Source organism: Roseomonas mucosa ATCC BAA-692 (assembly GCF_000622225.1).
Taxonomy (GTDB): Bacteria; Pseudomonadota; Alphaproteobacteria; order Acetobacterales; family Acetobacteraceae; genus Roseomonas; species Roseomonas mucosa.
The window spans coordinates 200,830-216,862 of sequence record NZ_KK211412.1; the positions used below are offsets into that span (position 1 = coordinate 200,830).

Consider the following 16,033-nt stretch of genomic DNA (forward strand, 5'->3'; position numbering starts at 1 on the left):
ATCGTCCGGCGCCGTGACCATCCTGCTGCTCGCCTTCCTGGCCCTGTCCGGGCTCGCCGCCCTGGCGGGGGCGCTGCCGCGTGGCGTGGCGGCCGGCCCGGTGCCGGGACTGCTGCCACCGGGCCGGGCCCGCACCGTGGCCCCTCCCACCTCGCCCGCCGTGCTTCTGGCCCGGGCGGCACCCATCCTGTGCCTGCCGGCCGGGCTCGCCCTCATGGCGGCCGGGGCGATGGCACTCTGGGGGCCGCCTTCCCCGGCGCTGGCGCTGCCGGTGCTGCCGGGCGGCGTGGTCCTGCTGCGGCCGGACGGGCTGTCGGGCTGGTTCCTGATGCTGCTGGGGCTGCTGGCCGCCGCCTCCGGCCCCGATCCGGAGGAGCCGGATGCGCTGCGGCGCGCCCTGTCCCCGATCGGCCCGGCGCTGCTGGCCCTCGCGCTGTCGGCGGCGGATGCGGCGGGGCTGCTGCTGGCGCTGGGACTGGCCCTGCCGGTCCTGGTCTTCTCCACAGCGCAGCTGGCGTATCCCAGGGGGCGGGCCGTGGCCCGGCGGGGCCTGGCCTCGGCCCTGGCCGGCTGGGTGGCGCTGCTCCTCGCCTTCGCCCTGCTGCTGCCCATGGCCCCGGCCGCCCCCGGGGCGGCCATGGCGCCGGCTCTTCCGCTGGAACCGGCCGGCTGGTCCTTCGCCTCGCTGCGCCAGGTGCCGCCCGAGGGCTGGCGGGCCGGGCTGCTGCTCGTCCTGGCCCTGGCCGGGGCCGCGCCGCTGCTGGGCGCCTCCTCCATGCTGAGCTGGATGCCGCTGCTGGCCACGGCCCGGCCCGGGCGGCCCTGCGCGGCCCTGCCGGCGCTGATGGTGACTGCCGGGCTCTACCTCCTGGCCCGGCTGCTGCTGGACCTGACCGGGCCGGCGCAACCGGGCTGGTGGGGCCTGCCGACGCTGCTGGCCGGGGCGGCGATGGCCTTCCGTTGCGGCCTGCGGGCCAGCCTGGAGGATGATCTCCGCCTCCTGCCGGGCTGGCTCGCCGGCGGTCAGGCGGGGCTGGCCGTGCTGGGCCTGGGCCTGGCCGCGATCTTCCGGGCCGCTGATCTGAGCGCGCTGGCGGCGCTGGCCTCAGGCGGCGCGCTGCTGCAGGCCGGGCTCGGCCTGCCGGCCACGCTGCTGCTGGTCCTGGTGGCGGAGGAGGTGCGGCGGATGACCGGCTTCCGCTCGCTGGAACGGCTCGGCGGGCTGGTGCGGGTGATGCCCTGGGCCACCGGCTGCGCGGCGCTGGCGGTGCTGGCGCTGGCCGCCCTGCCGCCCTTCGCCGGCTTCGCCCCGGCCTGGGTGCTGCTGCAGGCGCTGCTGGCCGCCTGGAGGGTCGGGGAGATCGGGACGCAGTTCGCGGCGCTGGCGGTGCTGGCGGGGGCGGGGGCGGTGCTGGCCCTGCTGGCCCTGGCGGCGCTGCGCTTCCTGGGGCTCGCCTTCCTCGGCCGGCCACGGCATCCGCGCACCCTGGGGGGCGGCGACGTGACGGGGGTGACGCGCGGCACGCTGCTGCTGCTGGCGGTGCTGCTGCTGCTGGGCGGAATCCTGCCGGGGCCGCTGCTGGAGCTGATGGGCCCGGCCCTGCGCCTGCTGGTGCGGGCGGATCTGGAAGGGCGGGCCGGGTGGCTGGCGGTGCAGGCAGGGGATGGCGCGGCCTCCTACCAGCCGCTGGCGGTGGCGGCGCTGCTGCTGCTGCCGGGCGGGATCGCGGCGCTGGCGCTGCGCGCCCTCGGCCCGCCCCCGGTGACCGGGCCGGTCTGGGATGACGGCTTCATGGCGCCGCCGCCGCACCTGCCTTTCGGCGACCCGGCCACCCAGCCGGGCGGGCGCGGCTTCGCGCAGCCGCTGCGGCGGCTGCTGGGCGTGTCGCCGGCGCCGGGCGAGAAGGGCATCGCGCAGAGCCTCGCGCGCTGGCAGCGGCTTCCGGTCGCGCTGGCGGCCATCGGGCCCTGGCTGGCCTCGGCGCCCTTCCTGCGCCGGCCGCGGCGCCTTTCGGCGCGGGGCGAGCTGGGCCTCGGCCTGCTGCTGGCGGTGGTGCTTCTGCTGCTCGCTTCCTGGCTCGGAGGGCGGGGATGAACCTGCTGCCCGCCCTGCTGGCGCAGCTCCTGCACGGGGGCCTGGTCCTGCTCGTCGCGCCGCTTCTGGCCGGTGGCGCGCGCTGGCTGCGCCTGCGCCTCGCCGGGCGGCGGGGGGCGCCGCCGTGGCAGGAATGGCGCGACCTGCGGCGTCTGGTGGCGAAGCAGCCCAACCTGCCGGAGGACGCCTCCGCCCTGTCGCGCATCCTCCCCTATGCCAGCTTTGCCACGGCGCTGGCGGCGGCCGGGCTGGTGCCCGCCTTCACCACCGGGATGCTGCTGGCGCCGCTGGCCGATCTGGTCCTGTTGGCCGGGCTGGTGGGGCTGGGCCGGGCCTTCCTGGCCCTGGCGGGGCTGGAGGCGGGGCGGGCCCAGGGCGGGCTGGCGGCCTCGCGGCTGCTGGCCGACGCGGTGCTGGCCGGGCCGGCGCTGCTGGCGGTGGTGCTGGTCCTGTCCATGCTGGCGGGCGGCACCGGGCTTGCCACCGTCGCCGCCGGGGTGCGGGATGGCGGGGTGGGGCTGCAACTCCCGCTGCTGCTCTGCCTGGGGGCGTTGCTGGCAGTGGCGCAGGTGGAATGCGGGGCCGAGACCGGCGCCATGCTGCCGGCCGAGGCTTCCGGGCGGCATCTGGCACTGTGGTCGTTGGCGCGCGACCTCTGGCTGCTCTTCTGGCTGGACCTGCTGGCGGCGGTCTTCCTACCCCTCGGTCTGGCGCCGGAGGCGGTGGAGGCACCCTGGCTGGCCTGGCCGCTCGGCCTGCTGGCCTGGGCCGCCAAGCTGCTGGCGGTTGGGGCCGTCTTCGCCCTGGCGGGGGCGCTGGTGGCCGGGATGCGACGGCAGCGCCTGCCGGAGTTGCTGGGTGCGGCGCTGCTGCTGGCGGTGCTCGGCGCGGTGCTGCTCTTCCTGGGCGCCCGCGTCGCATGATACGGGTGGCGGCCCGTTCCGGCCGTTGCGCTTCGTGGCCGGCGCCCGGGGGCGAGGCTCCGCCTTGCCCTTGTCCCCCCCCCGGGACAACGCAACGCCTTTCATGCAGGGGGGGTGACGATGAGGTTCGAGCCGGTATCCGCGGACCTGCCGCAGCTCCTGGCCGGCGGCATGCTGCTTTGCGGCTTCGCCCTGCTCTGCCTGCGCCGCAGCGGCGGGGCGATCCTGGCCTATGCGCTGCAATCCCTGCTGCTCGCCCTGCTCGCCGGCTGGCTGGCCCGCAGCGGGAGCATGTGGCGCGCGGAGCTCCTGGCCGTGGCGACAGTGGCGCTGCTGGGGCGGGCGCTGGCCGTGCCGCTGGGGCTGCGCCGCCTGTCGCGCCGCCTCGGCCTGCCGGGGGAGGCGGCGCTGCATCTCGGCATCGGGTCCTCGCTGATCCTGGGGACCGTGCTGCTGGGCTTCGCCACGGTGGTGGTCTGGCCCGCCGCCATGGGGGCGGGCGGCATGGCGGCGCGCGCCACTCTGGCGGTGGCCCTGGCGTTGCTGCTGCTGGGGCTGGCGACGGTGCTGCTGCGGCGCGATCCGCTGAGCCAGGGGCTCGGCATCCTCAGCCTGGAGAACGGGCTGGTGCTGGCAGCCCTGGCGGTGCCGGGCCTGCCGGAGGTGCTGGAGCTCACCCTGGCCAGCCTGATCCTCGCCCTGGCCATGGTGGCGGGGGCCTTTCTTTTCCATCTCCGCTTCGAACTCGCGGCATGGATGCCCCATGGGCCGGAGGGGGGTGCCCCCATCGAGGATGCCGGAAGCGGGAAGGCCATGGAGGAAGGAACCTGATGGAGGCCGGACTGCCTTCCTGGCTTCCCGCCGTGCTGCCGCTCTGGGCGCCCGTGGCCTGGCCCTTCCTGGCGGCGCTGCTGCTGGCCCTGCCGCTGTCCCGGCCGGGCATGGCGGCGGCGGCGGCGAAGGCCGGGCTTCTGGCCTCGGCGCTGGGCTTCCTGCTCGGCCTCGTCTTGCTGGCGCGGCCGGAAAGTGGCGACGGGGTGATGCGGCTGGACGCGGTGAACCGCCTTCTCCCGGCCCTGGGCGGGGCCATCGGCCTGCTGGTGTCCGGCAGGCTGGCCACCCGGAGCGGCCCGCCCATGCCGGGCCTGCCGCTGGCCGTGCAGGTCCTCCTGGGCGGCTATCAGCTGGCGGTGCTGGCGGATGGTCCCGTGCTGGGCTGGATCGGCTTCGTGCCCGCCCTGCTGGCCGCGGCGGCGATCCTGTCGGGCGCGGGGGAGGGGCGATGGCGCGCGGAGGCCCTGGCCCTGTCCTGGCGGATGCTGTTGCCCTGCGGTGCCGGGCTCGCCATTGCGCTGCTGGGAGTGGTGCTGCTTCTGCTGGGCTGCGGCCCGGGCGCGCTGGGGACAGGGTCCTGGCCGGGCCTGATCCTGTCCGCCTCCGGGGGAGAGGCCGGGCTGCTGCGGCTGGGCGCCGTGCTGCTGCTCGCCGGCTATGGACCGCTGTCGGGGCTGGTGCCGTGGCAGGGCTGGGGCATTGCCGCCTCCATACGCGGGGCGGCCGTGTTCTCCGCGCTGTGCCTGGGCCTGCTGCCCGCCATGGCGCTGCCGATGCTGTGGCGCGTCGGGCGGGTGGCGGACGCCGCGGCCGAGAGCCTGCCGCTGGGTGGGCTGCTGGCGGCGGCGGGGCTGCTGTCGCTGCTCGCGGCGGCCCTGGCGCTCTGGCGGCGACAGGACCCGGGGCGGCTGATCGGCTGGGCCGGGATCGGCCAGACCGGCCTGGCCGCGCTCTGCTTCGGGCTGGATCTGCCGCTGGCGGGCATCCTGGCGCTGGCCGGGCAGGCGCTGTCGCGTTGCGCGGCGGGGCTGGCGCTCCAGCCACGGGGCACGGCGCCGGAGCTTCCGGGTGGCGCGGCGGGTTTCCGCGCCGGGCGCTGGGGCCTGCTCCTCGCCCTGGCGGGCCTGTCCGGGCTGCCGCCCTTTCCGGGCTTCGCCGCCCTCCTCGCCGTGGCCATGGCCCTGGCGCGGCAGCATCCCCTGCTGCTGCTTCCCTTCGGCCTTGCCCTCGCCCTGTCGCTGCCGGCCCTGGCGCGGCAGGCGGAAAGGCTGGCCGGGGACCTGCCCATCGCCTCGGGCCGCCATACCCTGCTGCCTCTCTGGGGCGGTCTGGCCCTCGCGGTCCTGGTGGGGCTGGGCGCGGCGTTCTGAGCCGAAGGGCGGCTTTGTTCCGCCCCTCGCCCCGGTACGGGCGCGGCGCCCCATGAGCGGATGAGCCGCCCCGGGGGCAGGCGGCCGCTCAGGCCGGGGTGGCGGGCAGCGGGCGCTCGTACAGGAAGACTTTCAGCGCCCCGGCCACATGCGCCACATGGGCGCGCAGCAGGGTAACGGCCGCGGCCACCTCGCCCTGGCGGCAGAGGCGCACCATCTCGCGGTGCTCGCGGTCGGCGCGGGCCAGCTCCGATGGATCGGCGGAAAGCTGCAGCCGCGTGTAGCGGTCGCATTCCTGCAGCAGGTTGGCGACCAGCGCCTCGGTGCGCGGCTTGCCGGCACGGCTGTAGAGCAGGCGGTGGAGCTGCGTGTTCAGCTCTCCCCAACGGCCGGTCTCGCCCTCGGTCAGCGCATGGGAATATTCGGCCAGGACGCGGTCCAGCGCGGCGAAATCCGCCTCCGTCAGGCGCGGTGCGGAATGTTCCAGCAGGCGCGGCTCCAGCAGCGCGCGCAGCTCGAAGGCCTCGCCCACCTCCTCTGCCGAAAGGGCCGCGACGGTAGCGCCCTTGTGCGGGGATATCCGCACGAAGCCCTCGGCCTCCAGCTGGAACAGCGCCTCGCGCACAGGGATGCGGCTGACGCCGAATTCCTCGGCAAGGCTGTCCTGGCGGAGCTGCGCGCCGGCCGGATAGCGCCCGTCCAGCACGCGGCGGCGGATCTCCTCCAGCAGGGCGGCCGAGACGGTGCGGTGCTTCAGCGGCGCGTTCATCCTGTCTCCTTTCCGCCCTTCCGGCATGCCGCCGGGCAGGCGGGGGCCTGATGTGGCACCGGGGCCGCGGCCTGTCATCCGGCGCAGAAAAGCATTGACTCGGATATTGTATAAAATCTACGAAGACGCCACCAGCAATCCCGTGAGCACCGGAACCGAGCCATGAACGCCAAGATCGACTGGCAGGGCGTCTTCCCCGCCGTGACCACCCAGTTCCGCGACGACCACAGCCTCGACGTGCAGGCAACGCACCGCGTGATGCAGGCACTGATCCGCGACGGCGTCTCGGGCCTGATCGTCTGCGGCACGGTGGGCGAGAACTGCTCCCTCTCGAAGGAGGAGAAGCTGGCGGTGATGGAGGCGGCCAAGGATGCCGCCGGCGGCCGCGTGCCGGTGATCGCCGGCATCGCCGAGTTCACCACGCCCTTCGCCGCGGCGATGGCGAAGGAGGCCGCGCGCATCGGGCTGGACGGCATCATGGTGATGCCGGCGCTGGTCTATTCCTCCAAGCCGCACGAGACCGCCGCGCATTTCCGCGGCGTGTCCAAGGCCACCGACCTGCCGGTGATGGTGTACAACAACCCACCCATCTACAAGAACGACGTGACGCCCGCCATCCTGGCCTCGCTGGCGGATTGCGAGACGGTCGTCTGCTTCAAGGAATCCTCGGGCGACGCGCGCCGCTTCACCGACCTGCGCAACATGGTGGGCGACCGCTTCCGCATGTTCGCGGGCCTGGACGACACCGTGCTGGAAAGCGTGATGCTCGGCGCCGAGGGCTGGGTCTCCGGCATGTCCAACGCCTTCCCGGCCGAGGGCGAGGCGCTGTTCCGCCTGGCCAAGGCGGGCCGCTATGCCGAGGCGCGGGCGCTCTACGACTGGTTCATGCCGCTGCTGCACCTCGATGCGCGGCCGGACCTCGTCCAGTGCATCAAGCTCTGCGAGCACATCATGGGCCGCGGCACCTCTCTGACGCGCCCGCCCCGCCTGGAACTGCCGGAGGCCGAGCGCGCCGAGGTCGAGGCGCTGATGCGGGCGGCGCTGGCGAAGCGGCCGAAGCTGCCGGCGGACCTCGCCCTGCCCCAGGCGGCCTGACCCGCCTACCCCGTCCCGACACAGCCCCCATCAGGCGCGTGCCGGGACGGACCGGCCGCGCAGGAGTCATCCGCCATGACACTGCACCGCCGCACGCTTCTTTCCGGTGCCGCCGGCCTGGCCGGCGCCGCCAGCCTCGCCCGGCCGCATCTCGCGCGCGCCCAGGGCGGCAAGAGCGCCACGCTGCGCTTCATCCCCTCGACGCCGCTGCCCTCGCTCGATCCGGTCATCGCGACCAGCTATGTCATCCGCAACCACGGCTACCTGATCTACGACACGCTCTTCGCCACCGACGAGACGTTCGCGATCCGGCCGCAGATGGTGAGCGAATGGCAGACCGCGCCGGACGGGCTGAAATGGACCTTCCACCTGCGCGACGGCCTCGCCTTCCATGACGGGCAACCGGTGCGGGCGCAGGACTGCATCGCCTCGATCCAGCGCTGGTCGAAGCGCGACGCCTTCGGCCAGACCTTCGCCTCCTTTGTCGAGGGCTACGACGCCGATGACGCGCGCACCTTCTCGGTGCGGCTGAAGAAGCCCTTTCCGATGCTGCCGGCGGCGCTGGGCAAGCTGTCCTCCAACGTGCCCTTCATCATGCCGGAGCGTGTCGCCCAGACCGACGCCAGCAAGCCCATCGCCGATGCCACCGGCTCCGGCCCCTGGCGCTTCGAGGCGAAGGAATGGATCCCGGGGCAGAACGCCATCTACACCCGCAACGCCGCCTACAGGCCGCGCGAGGAAGCACCCTCCTGGGCCGCGGGCGGCAAGGTGGCGAAGATCGACCGCATCGAATGGCTGGCGTTGACCGAGCCCGCCGCCGCCGTGGGCGCCATGGTGCAAGGGGAGGTGGACTGGTACGAGCAGCCGCCGATCGACCTGCTGCCGGTGCTGAAGCAGAACCCGCGGATCCGCATCCAGAACGTGCCGCTCGGCCTGATCCTGCTGATGCGCTTCAACCATGGGCAGCCGCCCTTCGACAATCCGGGCATCCGCCGCGCCGTGATGATGGCGATGCGGCAGGACGACTACATGCAGGCGGTGGTCGGCAGCGCGGAGTACTACAAGGAGGCGAAGACCTTCTTCACCCCGGGCTCGCCCATGTCCACCGGCGCCGGCGGGACCGAGGCGATGCAGGGCAGCCTGGAGAAGGGCCGGGCCATGCTGAAGGAGGCGGGCTACAAGGGCGAGAAGGTCGTCCTGCTCGCCCCGGCGGACCAGCCCATTGCCTATAACCAGTCGCTGGTGACGCAGGAGCTGCTGAAGAACCTCGGCATGACCGTGGACCTGATCTCCACGGACTGGGCCACCTTCATCGGCCGCCGTGCCAACCGTGGCCCGGTGGAGCAGGGGGGCTGGTCGGTCTTCCACACGCTCTGGTCCGGCGCCGATGTGCTGAACCCGGCGCTGCACCCGCTGATCCGCGCCAATGGCGAGGCCGCCTGGTTCGGCTGGCCGAAGGACGAGGCGCTGGAAGGACTGCGCGACCAGTGGAGCGCCACCGACAATGAGGCGAGGCAGAAGGAACTCGCAGCGCAGATCGAGCGCCGCGCCTTCGAGGTGGTGCCCTATGCCCCGGGCGGGCTGGTGCAGCAGCCCATGGCCTATCGCGACAGCCTCAAGGGCATGGTGCTCTCGCCGGTGCAGTTTTTCTGGAACATGGAGAAGGCGGCCTGAGCCGCGTCAACGGGGGCTGACGTAGCCCTTGGGGGCAAGGCGCCGCCTCGCCCCCAAACCCCCACTCCGCCAGGACCCTGCGGGCCCTGGACCCATTGTCGTTGGCGCTCGCGGACGCCGGATCGCGCCGGAGAGCGTTGCCCTCCGGCGACTGCCGGCACCACCAGCGCGGAGACGGTATCTTTCCTATCGAGAGCCTCGCTGATCCACCTGTTCCGCAGGGTCGGGTCGCAGGCCGACCTCGCAACGCCGAGCCAACCCAAGGCGGGGTCTGGTGACATGCCATGTCCCCAGCGGAGGGGGACCGGGGGAGGCGGAGCCTCCACCTGGGGCTGGCCACGAAGCGCTGCGCCACAACGCCGGCGGAGTGTCAGTCCAGCGAGACGCCGAGTTCGCGGATCAGCGGCACCCAGGTCTTCCGTTCGCTGGCGAGCAGGGACTGGAAGGCGTCGGGCCCGCCCGGCAGCGGCTCAAGGCCGATCTCGCGCATGCGGGTGGCGGTCGCCGGGTCCTGGAGCGTCGCGGCGAGTGCCGCGGAAAGACGGCCGGCTTCCGCGTCGGGCGTGCGCTTCGGCAGCACGAGGCCCTGCCAGGCGTAGGATTCGAAGCCACGCAGATCCAGCGCCTCCTGCACCACCGGCACGTCCGGAAGGCCCGCGATGCGGGCGTCCGAGAAGGCCGCCAGCGGCCTGATCTGGCCGGAACGCAGGTACTCGCCGCCGGCGGCGTAGTCCACCACCATCGCCTCCACATTGCCGGACAGCAGGTCGTTCAGCGCCGGCGCGACGCCGCGATAGGGGACATGGGTCAGCTCGATCCCGGTCTCGCGCGCCAGGCGGGCCATGGTCAGATGGTGCGGAGATCCGATGCCGGCGGAGCCGTAGTTGATGCTGCGCGGCGCGGCCCTGGCGCGCTCGACGAAATCACGGGCGCTGCGGGCCGGGGCTTCCTTCGTGACGGCCAGCACCATGTGGAAGCGCGCGAGCAGCCCGACGGGGCGGAAGTCGCGGTCCACGTCATAGGGCAGCTTCCGGAACAGCGCCGGGTTGAAGACCAGCGTGCCGTTGTCGGCGGTCAGCGCGGTATAGCCGTCCGGCGGCGACTTGGCCGCGGCCTCGGCGCCGATATTGGTGGCGCCGCCCGGGCGGTTGTCGATCACGAAGGACTGCCCGAGCCGCTGTGACAGGCCGGCGGACACCAGCCGCGCGATCACGTCGGAGCCCCCGCCGGCGGCATAGGGGACGATCCATTTGATCGGCCGGTCGGGATAGGCGGCGAGGGCGCGACGCAGCGGCAGCATGGCGAGGCCGCCACCCAGGCCCGCCGCCAGGGTGGACCGGCGCGTGATGCGGTGGTCGTTCATGGACATTTCCTTCTCCCGGTCCGGCCCTCTCCGGGGCCGGACCTTTCATGCGGCCGTTCCCGGTGACGGACCGGAGACGGCATGGCCAGGGCTTCTATATGATATCATATGACATGATAATATAGCCTCCCGATGCCGGACCCGAAGGCCGCGCCGCGACGGCCCTGTGCCAGCACTGCGGCCCGCTGTGTCTGGCCGAGTTCCTGACCTGTCGCCCGTCGGTGGTGGCGGAGAGCGTCAGCCAGGCCTTCGCGGCGCGCTATGCGGAGGAGTTCGGCCTCGGCGTTCCCGAAGGGCGGGTCATCTGACCAAGCTGCACCGGCATGCTGTGCAACTGCCGGGATAGGCCAGGTCCGCCGGCGGGGTGCCCCACGCGCCCGGCCCGCCGGGAGGCGGGCCGGGCGGCTTTCAGAAGGCGAGCGCGGCGGCGACGCGCCGGGCGAAGCCCGCCGGGTCGCGCGGCGTGTCGCCATCCTGCACCCGGGCGAGGTCGAGCAGCAGGCCCGCCTTTTCCGCCAGCGCCGTGTCCGTCGCCACGCCCTCGGCCAGCCTGCGGATCAGCGGGTGGCGCGGGTTGATCTCCAGCACCGGTAGGCCGGCGCCGCTGCCCCGCCCGGCGCGGCGCAGCATGCGCTGCATCTGCAGGTCGGGGCCGTATTGCGGGGCGGCCAGGACCACCGCGCTTTCCACCAGCCGGTCCGTCGCGCGCACCTCGCCGACCTCGTCCTTCAGCGCCTCCTTCAGCCGGGCGAGCAGCTCGGCGACATCGGCGGCCTCGCCCGACGCCTCGCCAGCCTCGGGGGCGCCCGCGATCTTCGACAGGTCCACCATGCCCTGGGTGACGCTGCGGATCGGCTTGCCCTCGAACTCCGCGAGGCGCTCCGGCCAGAAGGCATCGATGCCGTCGGACAGCAGCAGCACCTCCACCCCCTTGGCGCGGAAGCCCTCCAGTTGCGGCGAGTGCGCCAGGGCGGCCGGGTCGTCGCCGAGCAGGAAGTGGATCGCCTCCTGCCCCTCCTTCATCCGCGCGACATAGTCGGCGAGCGAGGTCCAGCCCTCCACGGCGGAGGAGCGGAAGCGCAGCAGGGTCGCGACCTCCTTGCGGTGTTCGGCATCCTCCCAGGCGCCTTCCTTCAGGACCGGGCCGAAATTCTCCCAGAACTTCGCGTAGTCCGCCTCATCCTTGGCGCGGGACTTCAGGTCCGACAGGACGCGGTTCGTCACCGCCTTGCGGATGCGCGCCAGGACGGGGGTGGACTGCAGCATCTCGCGGCTGACATTCAGCGGCAGGTCCTCGGTGTCCACCACGCCTTCCACGAAGCGCAGCCAGGGCGGCAGCAGCCCGGCCTCATCGGTGATGAACATGCGCCGGACATGCAGCCGCAGCCGGCTTTCCCGCTCGCCCTCCACCGCCTGGAAGGGCTTCATGCCCGGGATGAAGAGCAGGGCGCTGTAGTCCAGCGTCCCTTCCGCGCGCCAGTGCAGCGTGGCCCAGGGCTGGTCGAAGGCATGGGCGACATGGCGGTAGAACTCGGTGTACTGCTCCTCCGTCACCTCGGATTTCGGCTTGCGCCAGAGCGCGGTGCCCTCGTTGGCCGGCTCGTCCTTGCCGTCCTGCGCCACGGTGATGGGGATGGTGATGTGGTCGGCCCATTTGCGGATGACCGCCTGCAGCCGGAAGGGCTCCAGGAACTCCTCCGCATCCGCCTTCATGTGCAGGACGATGTCGGTGCCGGGTTCCGCCCGGCTGGCGGGGGCCAGCGTGTAGCTGCCCTGCCCCTCCGAGGCCCAGCACCAGGCCTCCTCACCGCCGGCGCGGCGGGAGGTGACCTCGACCCGCTCCGCCACCATGAAGGCCGAGTAGAAGCCGACGCCGAACTGGCCGATCAGGCTGGGCTTCTCCGTGGCCTGCGCCTGGGCCAGCGAGCGGGTGAAGGCCAGCGTGCCCGAGCGGGCGATGGTGCCCAGATGCTGCGCCAGCTCGGCCTTCGACATGCCGATGCCCGGGTCGGAGATGGTCAGCGTCCGCGCCGCCTTGTCCGGCACGATCCGGACCCTGGCCTCGGCCGGCAGGCCCAGCGTGCTGTCGGTCAGCGCCTCGAAGCGGCGCCGGTCCACGGCATCGGCGGCATTGGCCACCAGCTCGCGCAGGAAGATCTCGCGGTCGGAATAGAGCGCGTGCACCACGAGGTCGAGAAGGCGCCCCACCTCGGTGCCGAATTCGTGCCGCTCCAGCGTTTCGCTCACCGTCAGTCCTCTCGGTCAGGGGTTCAAGCTGGCGCGCGATATGCGGGGAATGCCGGATCGTTTCAACGGGTTGCATCCGGGGATTTCCCGGCCGCCGGCCATGGCCCGGACCGGCGGGATGTGCATGCGGCACGCCGCGCGCTGAACCCGCGTGGCCGGGCGGCGTTTCTGCGGCATGCCCCACACAGCCGAGATCGTGGCGGAAGCCGCGCCCAGGGAACCCTTCGATTTCGACGAAGCGTTCCGGCGGCTGCGGCGGGCCGTCGCCGAGGTGCCGAAGGCGGCGATGTTCGAGCTGCGGGACCGGGGCTATGGCAGCCTGTTCGAGCAGCTGGTGGCGAGCCTCATCTCCGCCCGCACCCGCGACGAGACCACGATTCCGGTCTGCCTCCGACTCTTCGCCGCGGCGCGCACCCCGGAGGCGATGGCGGCGCTGGAGGAGGCGGAGCTCGTGCGCCTCCTGCATGGCGCCACCTTTCCCGAACCGAAGGCACGCGACCTGATCGCCCTGTCGCGGCGGATCGCCGGGGAGTTCGGCGGCATCGTCCCCGACACGGTCGAGGGGCTGATGGCCTTCCGCGGCGTCGGGCCGAAGATCGCCTCCCTCGCGCTCGGCGTGGCGCTGGGCCAGGCGCATATCGCCGTGGACATCCATGTCCATCGCGTGACCAACCGCTGGGGCATCGTCGCGACCGGCACGCCGGACCGGACCCAGGCCGCCCTGGTGGCGATCCTGCCGCGCCGCTACTGGGTGGAGATCAACGAGCGCCTCGTCCCCTTCGGCAAGCATGTCTGCACGGGCGAGCGGCCCCGCTGTTCGTCCTGCCTGCTGCTGAGCATGTGCCGGCAGGTCGGGGTGACGACCCATCGCTGATGGCTGCGCCGCAGGAAGCTCCCGGCAGGGTGGCCTCCAGGGGCATCGTGGCGCGCTCCTTCTTCGGTTGCCGTGGCAACACGGCCGGACATCCCGCGTTACCCGTCGCAGCCATCCGGCCGGAGCGGGCGCGCGTTTCGCCCAACAGGCGCCGGAACTCCTGACGGGTCTGTCCGTTCCCCGTCCATCTTCTTGAAAGGAAGCAAGATGAGCATCTTCAGCTCGATCCTGAACAAGATCTTCCACCCCGCCGGTGCGGCGCAGGCTGCCACGCCGGCAGGTTCCGACCAGGCGCCGGATGCGGGCGCCGCCCCTGCTGCGGCGGCGCCGGCAGGCGTGGCTCCGGCGGGTGCGGCTCCGGCGGGCGCCGGGTCGGCCCAGTCCTCGGGTCAGGAAGTGGATGTCGAATCCGTGCTGGAGGGGATCGCCGCGCAGAAAGGCGGCGGCGGCAACTGGCGGACGTCGATTGTCGACCTGCTGAAGATGCTGGATCTCGATTCCAGCCTGGATGCGCGCAAGCAGCTCGCGAGCGAGCTCAACGTGCATGCCGGAGCGGATGGCAGTGCCGAGCAGAACATCGCCCTGTCGAAGGCGGTGTGGCAGCAGCTCGCCCAGAATGGCGGCAAGGTGCCCGACAGCCTGAAGCACTGAGGGTTGCGCGAAGGGAGGGGCGCAGGCCTTCCTCCCTTCGTAGCCCGGGAGTTCCCTTTCGGCCTGAGGCCGCTCCTCTGTCCAGAACGGGACGGCAGCCCTGCTGGCCGTGTCCCGGCGCGATCAGGATTGCGGTGCCGTCCCGGCTCCGCTTTCCATGGTTTCGATGAGAAGGTCCAGCAGGGCGGCGGCAAAGGTCCGCATATTGGCCGGGCGGTCCTGGATCCCGGTTTCCAATCGCCGCGTCAAAGCCATCGGGCCGGCGACCGCGAGGCAGGCATGGCCGGCGGGATCGCCATAGCGGTTGCCGCCCGGGCCAGCCGCACCGGTCTCGGCAATGCCCCAATGCGTGGCGAAACGCTTCTGGACGCTGCTGGCTAGCAGCATGGCATAGGGTTCGGTGGCCGGGCGAAGGCCCGCCATCTTCTTCTCCGTGATGGCGAGAAGAGTGCTGCGGGCCCGCTGCGTGTACACCACGGCGCCGCCCATGAAGTAGGCGCTGGCGCCCGGGATGGCGAGCAGGGCCGCCGACACCAGCCCGCCGGCGGAGGATTCGGTTACGGCGACGGTTTCCGCACGGCGCTTGAGCAACTCGCCGAGCCGCGTGGCTCTGGGTAATAGGTCTTCCATGCTTCACCTCCGGCCGGAGCAGGGTGAAGCCGATGCGGAGCTTCCGCCAGTTTTCTTCAAAGCAGAGGGGACCGGCATTCTCCCCGAATTCCTGGTGGCCAGGGGAAACCCCATGGATTTTCGGGAAGGGCAGGTCGGCCCGGGCTGGGTTTCGGAAGGGGCCGGGCGGAAACATCACGAACGCTTCCTTGACGGATGCGCCGGAATACACGGCATCATCGGCTGACCAGCGCGTTCGCGCGGCTTGAGCCAACGCGAGGAATGTCTTTCGGAAGGAAGACTGGAGCGGGCGAAGGGATTCGAACCCTCGACCCCAACCTTGGCAAGGTTGTGCTCTACCCCTGAGCTACGCCCGCGCTCCGTCTGTGGCCGGGCTTTTGACATGCCGGTGACAGGCTGACAAGGGTCCCCGCCCCAGTTTTTCGCAGGGCTGCCATCCAGCCGTTCCTTCCCGCCCTTCCAGGCCACCAGAACCCCAGGCGGAGGGGCGATCTATGCCCTGGGCCATTGCGTCCGGGCTCCACAGGCGCATCTATGAGCGCAAACGAAGTTGGGGAACCCACCCACATGGACACTATCCTGGACCCGAATCGCCCCGCCGCGGGCGGCGGCGACGCCGACATCATCCGCGACAGCGACCAGAACAGCTTCATGCAGGATGTGGTCGAGGCTTCGCGCCAGACGCCTATCCTGGTGGATTTCTGGGCGACCTGGTGCGGTCCGTGCAAGCAGCTCACGCCGACGCTGGAGAAGGTCACCCGCGCCGCCGGCGGCCGGGTGAAGCTGGTCAAGATCGACATCGACAAGAATCAGGCGCTGGTGCGGCAGCTTGCCCAGATGGGCCTGCCGCTGCAGTCGGTGCCGACGGTCGTGGCCTTCTGGAAGGGGCAGATCGCCGATCTCTTCCAGGGCGCCCTGCCGGAAAGCGAGGTCAAGCGCTTCGTCGAGGCGCTGCTGAAGCTGGCCGGCGGGCAGATGCCCACGGCCGACCTGCTGGGCGAGGCCAAGGCCGCCGCCGAGGAGGGCGACCACGCCGGCGCCCTGCAGCTCTTCGGCGAGCTGATCCAGGCGGAGCCCGAGAATGCGGAAGCCTATGCCGGGCTGGTGCGCGCCCTCATGGCCCTGGGCGAGGAAGACCAGGCAGAGGCCGTGCTCGACCAGATCCCGGCCAAGATCGCCAACCATGCCGAGATCGCCTCGGTCCGCTCGGCGCTGGAACTCGCGAAGCAGGGCCGCGAGGCCCGCGCCCGGCTGGCGGAGTTCGAGCAGCGCGTGGCCGCCGATCCGGACGACCACGCCGCCCGGATCGATCTTGCCGTGGCGCTGAACGCCGCCGGGGAGAAGGCCGCCGCCGTGGATGCGCTGATCGATTCGATCCGGCGCGACCGCGAATGGAACGAGCAGGCGGCGCGCAAGCAGCTGCTGAAGTTCCTGGAAGCCTGGGGCTTCGCCGACCCGGCCTCGGTCGCGGCGCGGCGCAAGCTCTCGACCCTGCTGTTCAGCTGAAC

The 16,033-nt window shown here is 72.4% G+C and carries 14 protein-coding genes and 1 tRNA gene; 10 read left to right on the forward strand and 5 right to left on the reverse strand.

All coding sequences use genetic code 11. The annotated features are described in order from the left end of the window. Positions 1 to 13: 13 nt before the first annotated feature. The 4 genes from BT98_RS0121160 to BT98_RS0121175 all read left to right on the forward strand — a co-directional run bounded on the left by BT98_RS0121160 (position 14) and on the right by BT98_RS0121175 (position 5,222). On the forward strand, positions 14 to 2,095 hold the full coding sequence (locus tag BT98_RS0121160; protein ID WP_019459262.1) for a proton-conducting transporter transmembrane domain-containing protein: 2,082 nt from the start codon (positions 14 to 16) through the stop codon (positions 2,093 to 2,095). Continuing rightward, positions 2,092 to 3,018 carry an NADH-quinone oxidoreductase subunit H gene (locus tag BT98_RS0121165; RefSeq protein ID WP_019459263.1) on the forward strand — a complete coding sequence of 309 codons (927 nt, stop codon included), beginning with the start codon at positions 2,092 to 2,094 and terminating at the stop codon, positions 3,016 to 3,018. Before BT98_RS0121160 ends, BT98_RS0121165 begins: the two co-directional genes overlap by 4 nt. A 120-nt stretch (positions 3,019 to 3,138) precedes the next feature. Continuing rightward, positions 3,139 to 3,849, forward strand: a complete 711-nt coding sequence (locus tag BT98_RS0121170; RefSeq protein ID WP_019459264.1) for a hypothetical protein — start codon at positions 3,139 to 3,141, stop codon at positions 3,847 to 3,849. Further along, complete coding sequence (locus BT98_RS0121175; RefSeq protein ID WP_019459265.1) at positions 3,849 to 5,222, forward strand: hypothetical protein; 1,374 nt, start codon at positions 3,849 to 3,851, stop codon at positions 5,220 to 5,222. Before BT98_RS0121170 ends, BT98_RS0121175 begins: the two co-directional genes overlap by 1 nt. Before the next feature lie 88 nt (positions 5,223 to 5,310). On the opposite strand, the gene BT98_RS0121180 is transcribed toward BT98_RS0121175, so the two are convergent. Then, entirely contained in the window at positions 5,311 to 5,991 is a 681-nt protein-coding gene (locus BT98_RS0121180; protein WP_019459266.1) for a GntR family transcriptional regulator, read from the reverse strand. A 162-nt stretch (positions 5,992 to 6,153) separates the two neighbouring features. Between BT98_RS0121180 and BT98_RS0121185 the strand changes: the two genes are divergently transcribed. Together BT98_RS0121185 and BT98_RS0121190 are read left to right on the forward strand one after the other, a co-directional pair. After that, positions 6,154 to 7,086 carry a dihydrodipicolinate synthase family protein gene (locus tag BT98_RS0121185; protein ID WP_019459267.1) on the forward strand — a complete coding sequence of 311 codons (933 nt, stop codon included), beginning with the start codon at positions 6,154 to 6,156 and terminating at the stop codon, positions 7,084 to 7,086. A 75-nt stretch (positions 7,087 to 7,161) separates the two neighbouring features. Continuing rightward, a complete protein-coding gene (locus BT98_RS0121190; protein ID WP_019459268.1) occupies positions 7,162 to 8,760 on the forward strand; it encodes an ABC transporter substrate-binding protein in 1,599 nt (532 codons plus the stop codon). Positions 8,761 to 9,130: 370 nt separating this feature from the next. Here the strand turns inward: BT98_RS0121190 and BT98_RS0121195 are convergent, their stop codons facing one another. Both BT98_RS0121195 and htpG read right to left on the reverse strand, forming a co-directional pair. Next, a complete protein-coding gene (locus BT98_RS0121195; RefSeq protein WP_019459269.1) occupies positions 9,131 to 10,123 on the reverse strand; it encodes a Bug family tripartite tricarboxylate transporter substrate binding protein in 993 nt (330 codons plus the stop codon). A 408-nt stretch (positions 10,124 to 10,531) separates the two neighbouring features. Beyond that, entirely contained in the window at positions 10,532 to 12,370 is a 1,839-nt protein-coding gene (gene htpG, locus BT98_RS0121205) for a molecular chaperone HtpG (protein ID WP_019459270.1), read from the reverse strand. A gap of 175 nt (positions 12,371 to 12,545) precedes the next feature. On the opposite strand from htpG, the gene BT98_RS0121210 reads away from it, so the two are divergent. Both BT98_RS0121210 and BT98_RS0121215 read left to right on the forward strand, forming a co-directional pair. Then, on the forward strand, positions 12,546 to 13,244 hold the full coding sequence (locus tag BT98_RS0121210; RefSeq protein WP_051004712.1) for an endonuclease III domain-containing protein: 699 nt from the start codon (positions 12,546 to 12,548) through the stop codon (positions 13,242 to 13,244). Positions 13,245 to 13,451: 207 nt separating this feature from the next. Next, the gene (locus BT98_RS0121215) at positions 13,452 to 13,895 is read left to right on the forward strand and encodes a DUF3597 domain-containing protein (protein ID WP_019459272.1); all 444 of its coding nucleotides are present in this window, start codon (positions 13,452 to 13,454) and stop codon (positions 13,893 to 13,895) included. A 123-nt stretch (positions 13,896 to 14,018) separates the two neighbouring features. Here the strand turns inward: BT98_RS0121215 and BT98_RS0121220 are convergent, their stop codons facing one another. Beyond that, on the reverse strand, positions 14,019 to 14,525 hold the full coding sequence (locus BT98_RS0121220; RefSeq protein WP_026032891.1) for a CinA family protein: 507 nt from the start codon (positions 14,523 to 14,525) through the stop codon (positions 14,019 to 14,021). Here BT98_RS0121220 and BT98_RS27520 point away from each other — a divergent pair. Next, positions 14,524 to 14,751: a hypothetical protein gene (locus BT98_RS27520; RefSeq protein WP_139341693.1), complete on the forward strand. Its 228-nt coding sequence runs from the start codon at positions 14,524 to 14,526 to the stop codon at positions 14,749 to 14,751. The genes BT98_RS0121220 and BT98_RS27520 overlap by 2 nt on opposite strands. A gap of 55 nt (positions 14,752 to 14,806) precedes the next feature. Here the strand turns inward: BT98_RS27520 and BT98_RS0121225 are convergent. Next, a tRNA-Gly gene (locus tag BT98_RS0121225) sits at positions 14,807 to 14,881 on the reverse strand. Between the two features lie 211 nt (positions 14,882 to 15,092). Between BT98_RS0121225 and BT98_RS0121230 the strand changes: the two genes are divergently transcribed. Further along, a complete protein-coding gene (locus BT98_RS0121230) occupies positions 15,093 to 16,031 on the forward strand; it encodes a thioredoxin family protein (protein WP_019459274.1) in 939 nt (312 codons plus the stop codon). The last annotated feature ends 2 nt before the right edge of the window (positions 16,032 to 16,033 follow it).

Bases quoted from the DNA above. Each gene is read 5' to 3' on its own strand.
- BT98_RS0121220 (WP_026032891.1), bottom strand. From the start codon at position 14,525: ATGGAAGACCTATTACCCAGAGCCACGCGGCTCGGCGAGTTGCTCAAG.
- BT98_RS0121215 (WP_019459272.1), top strand. From the start codon at position 13,452: ATGAGCATCTTCAGCTCGATCCTGAACAAGATCTTCCACCCCGCCGGT.
- BT98_RS0121175 (WP_019459265.1), top strand. From the start codon at position 3,849: ATGGAGGCCGGACTGCCTTCCTGGCTTCCCGCCGTGCTGCCGCTCTGG.
- BT98_RS27520 (WP_139341693.1), top strand. From the start codon at position 14,524: ATGCTTCACCTCCGGCCGGAGCAGGGTGAAGCCGATGCGGAGCTTCCG.
- BT98_RS0121185 (WP_019459267.1), top strand. From the start codon at position 6,154: ATGAACGCCAAGATCGACTGGCAGGGCGTCTTCCCCGCCGTGACCACC.
- BT98_RS0121170 (WP_019459264.1), top strand. From the start codon at position 3,139: ATGAGGTTCGAGCCGGTATCCGCGGACCTGCCGCAGCTCCTGGCCGGC.
- BT98_RS0121210 (WP_051004712.1), top strand. From the start codon at position 12,546: ATGCCCCACACAGCCGAGATCGTGGCGGAAGCCGCGCCCAGGGAACCC.
- BT98_RS0121230 (WP_019459274.1), top strand. From the start codon at position 15,093: ATGGACACTATCCTGGACCCGAATCGCCCCGCCGCGGGCGGCGGCGAC.
- BT98_RS0121165 (WP_019459263.1), top strand. From the start codon at position 2,092: ATGAACCTGCTGCCCGCCCTGCTGGCGCAGCTCCTGCACGGGGGCCTG.
- BT98_RS0121180 (WP_019459266.1), bottom strand. From the start codon at position 5,991: ATGAACGCGCCGCTGAAGCACCGCACCGTCTCGGCCGCCCTGCTGGAG.
- BT98_RS0121190 (WP_019459268.1), top strand. From the start codon at position 7,162: ATGACACTGCACCGCCGCACGCTTCTTTCCGGTGCCGCCGGCCTGGCC.
- BT98_RS0121195 (WP_019459269.1), bottom strand. From the start codon at position 10,123: ATGAACGACCACCGCATCACGCGCCGGTCCACCCTGGCGGCGGGCCTG.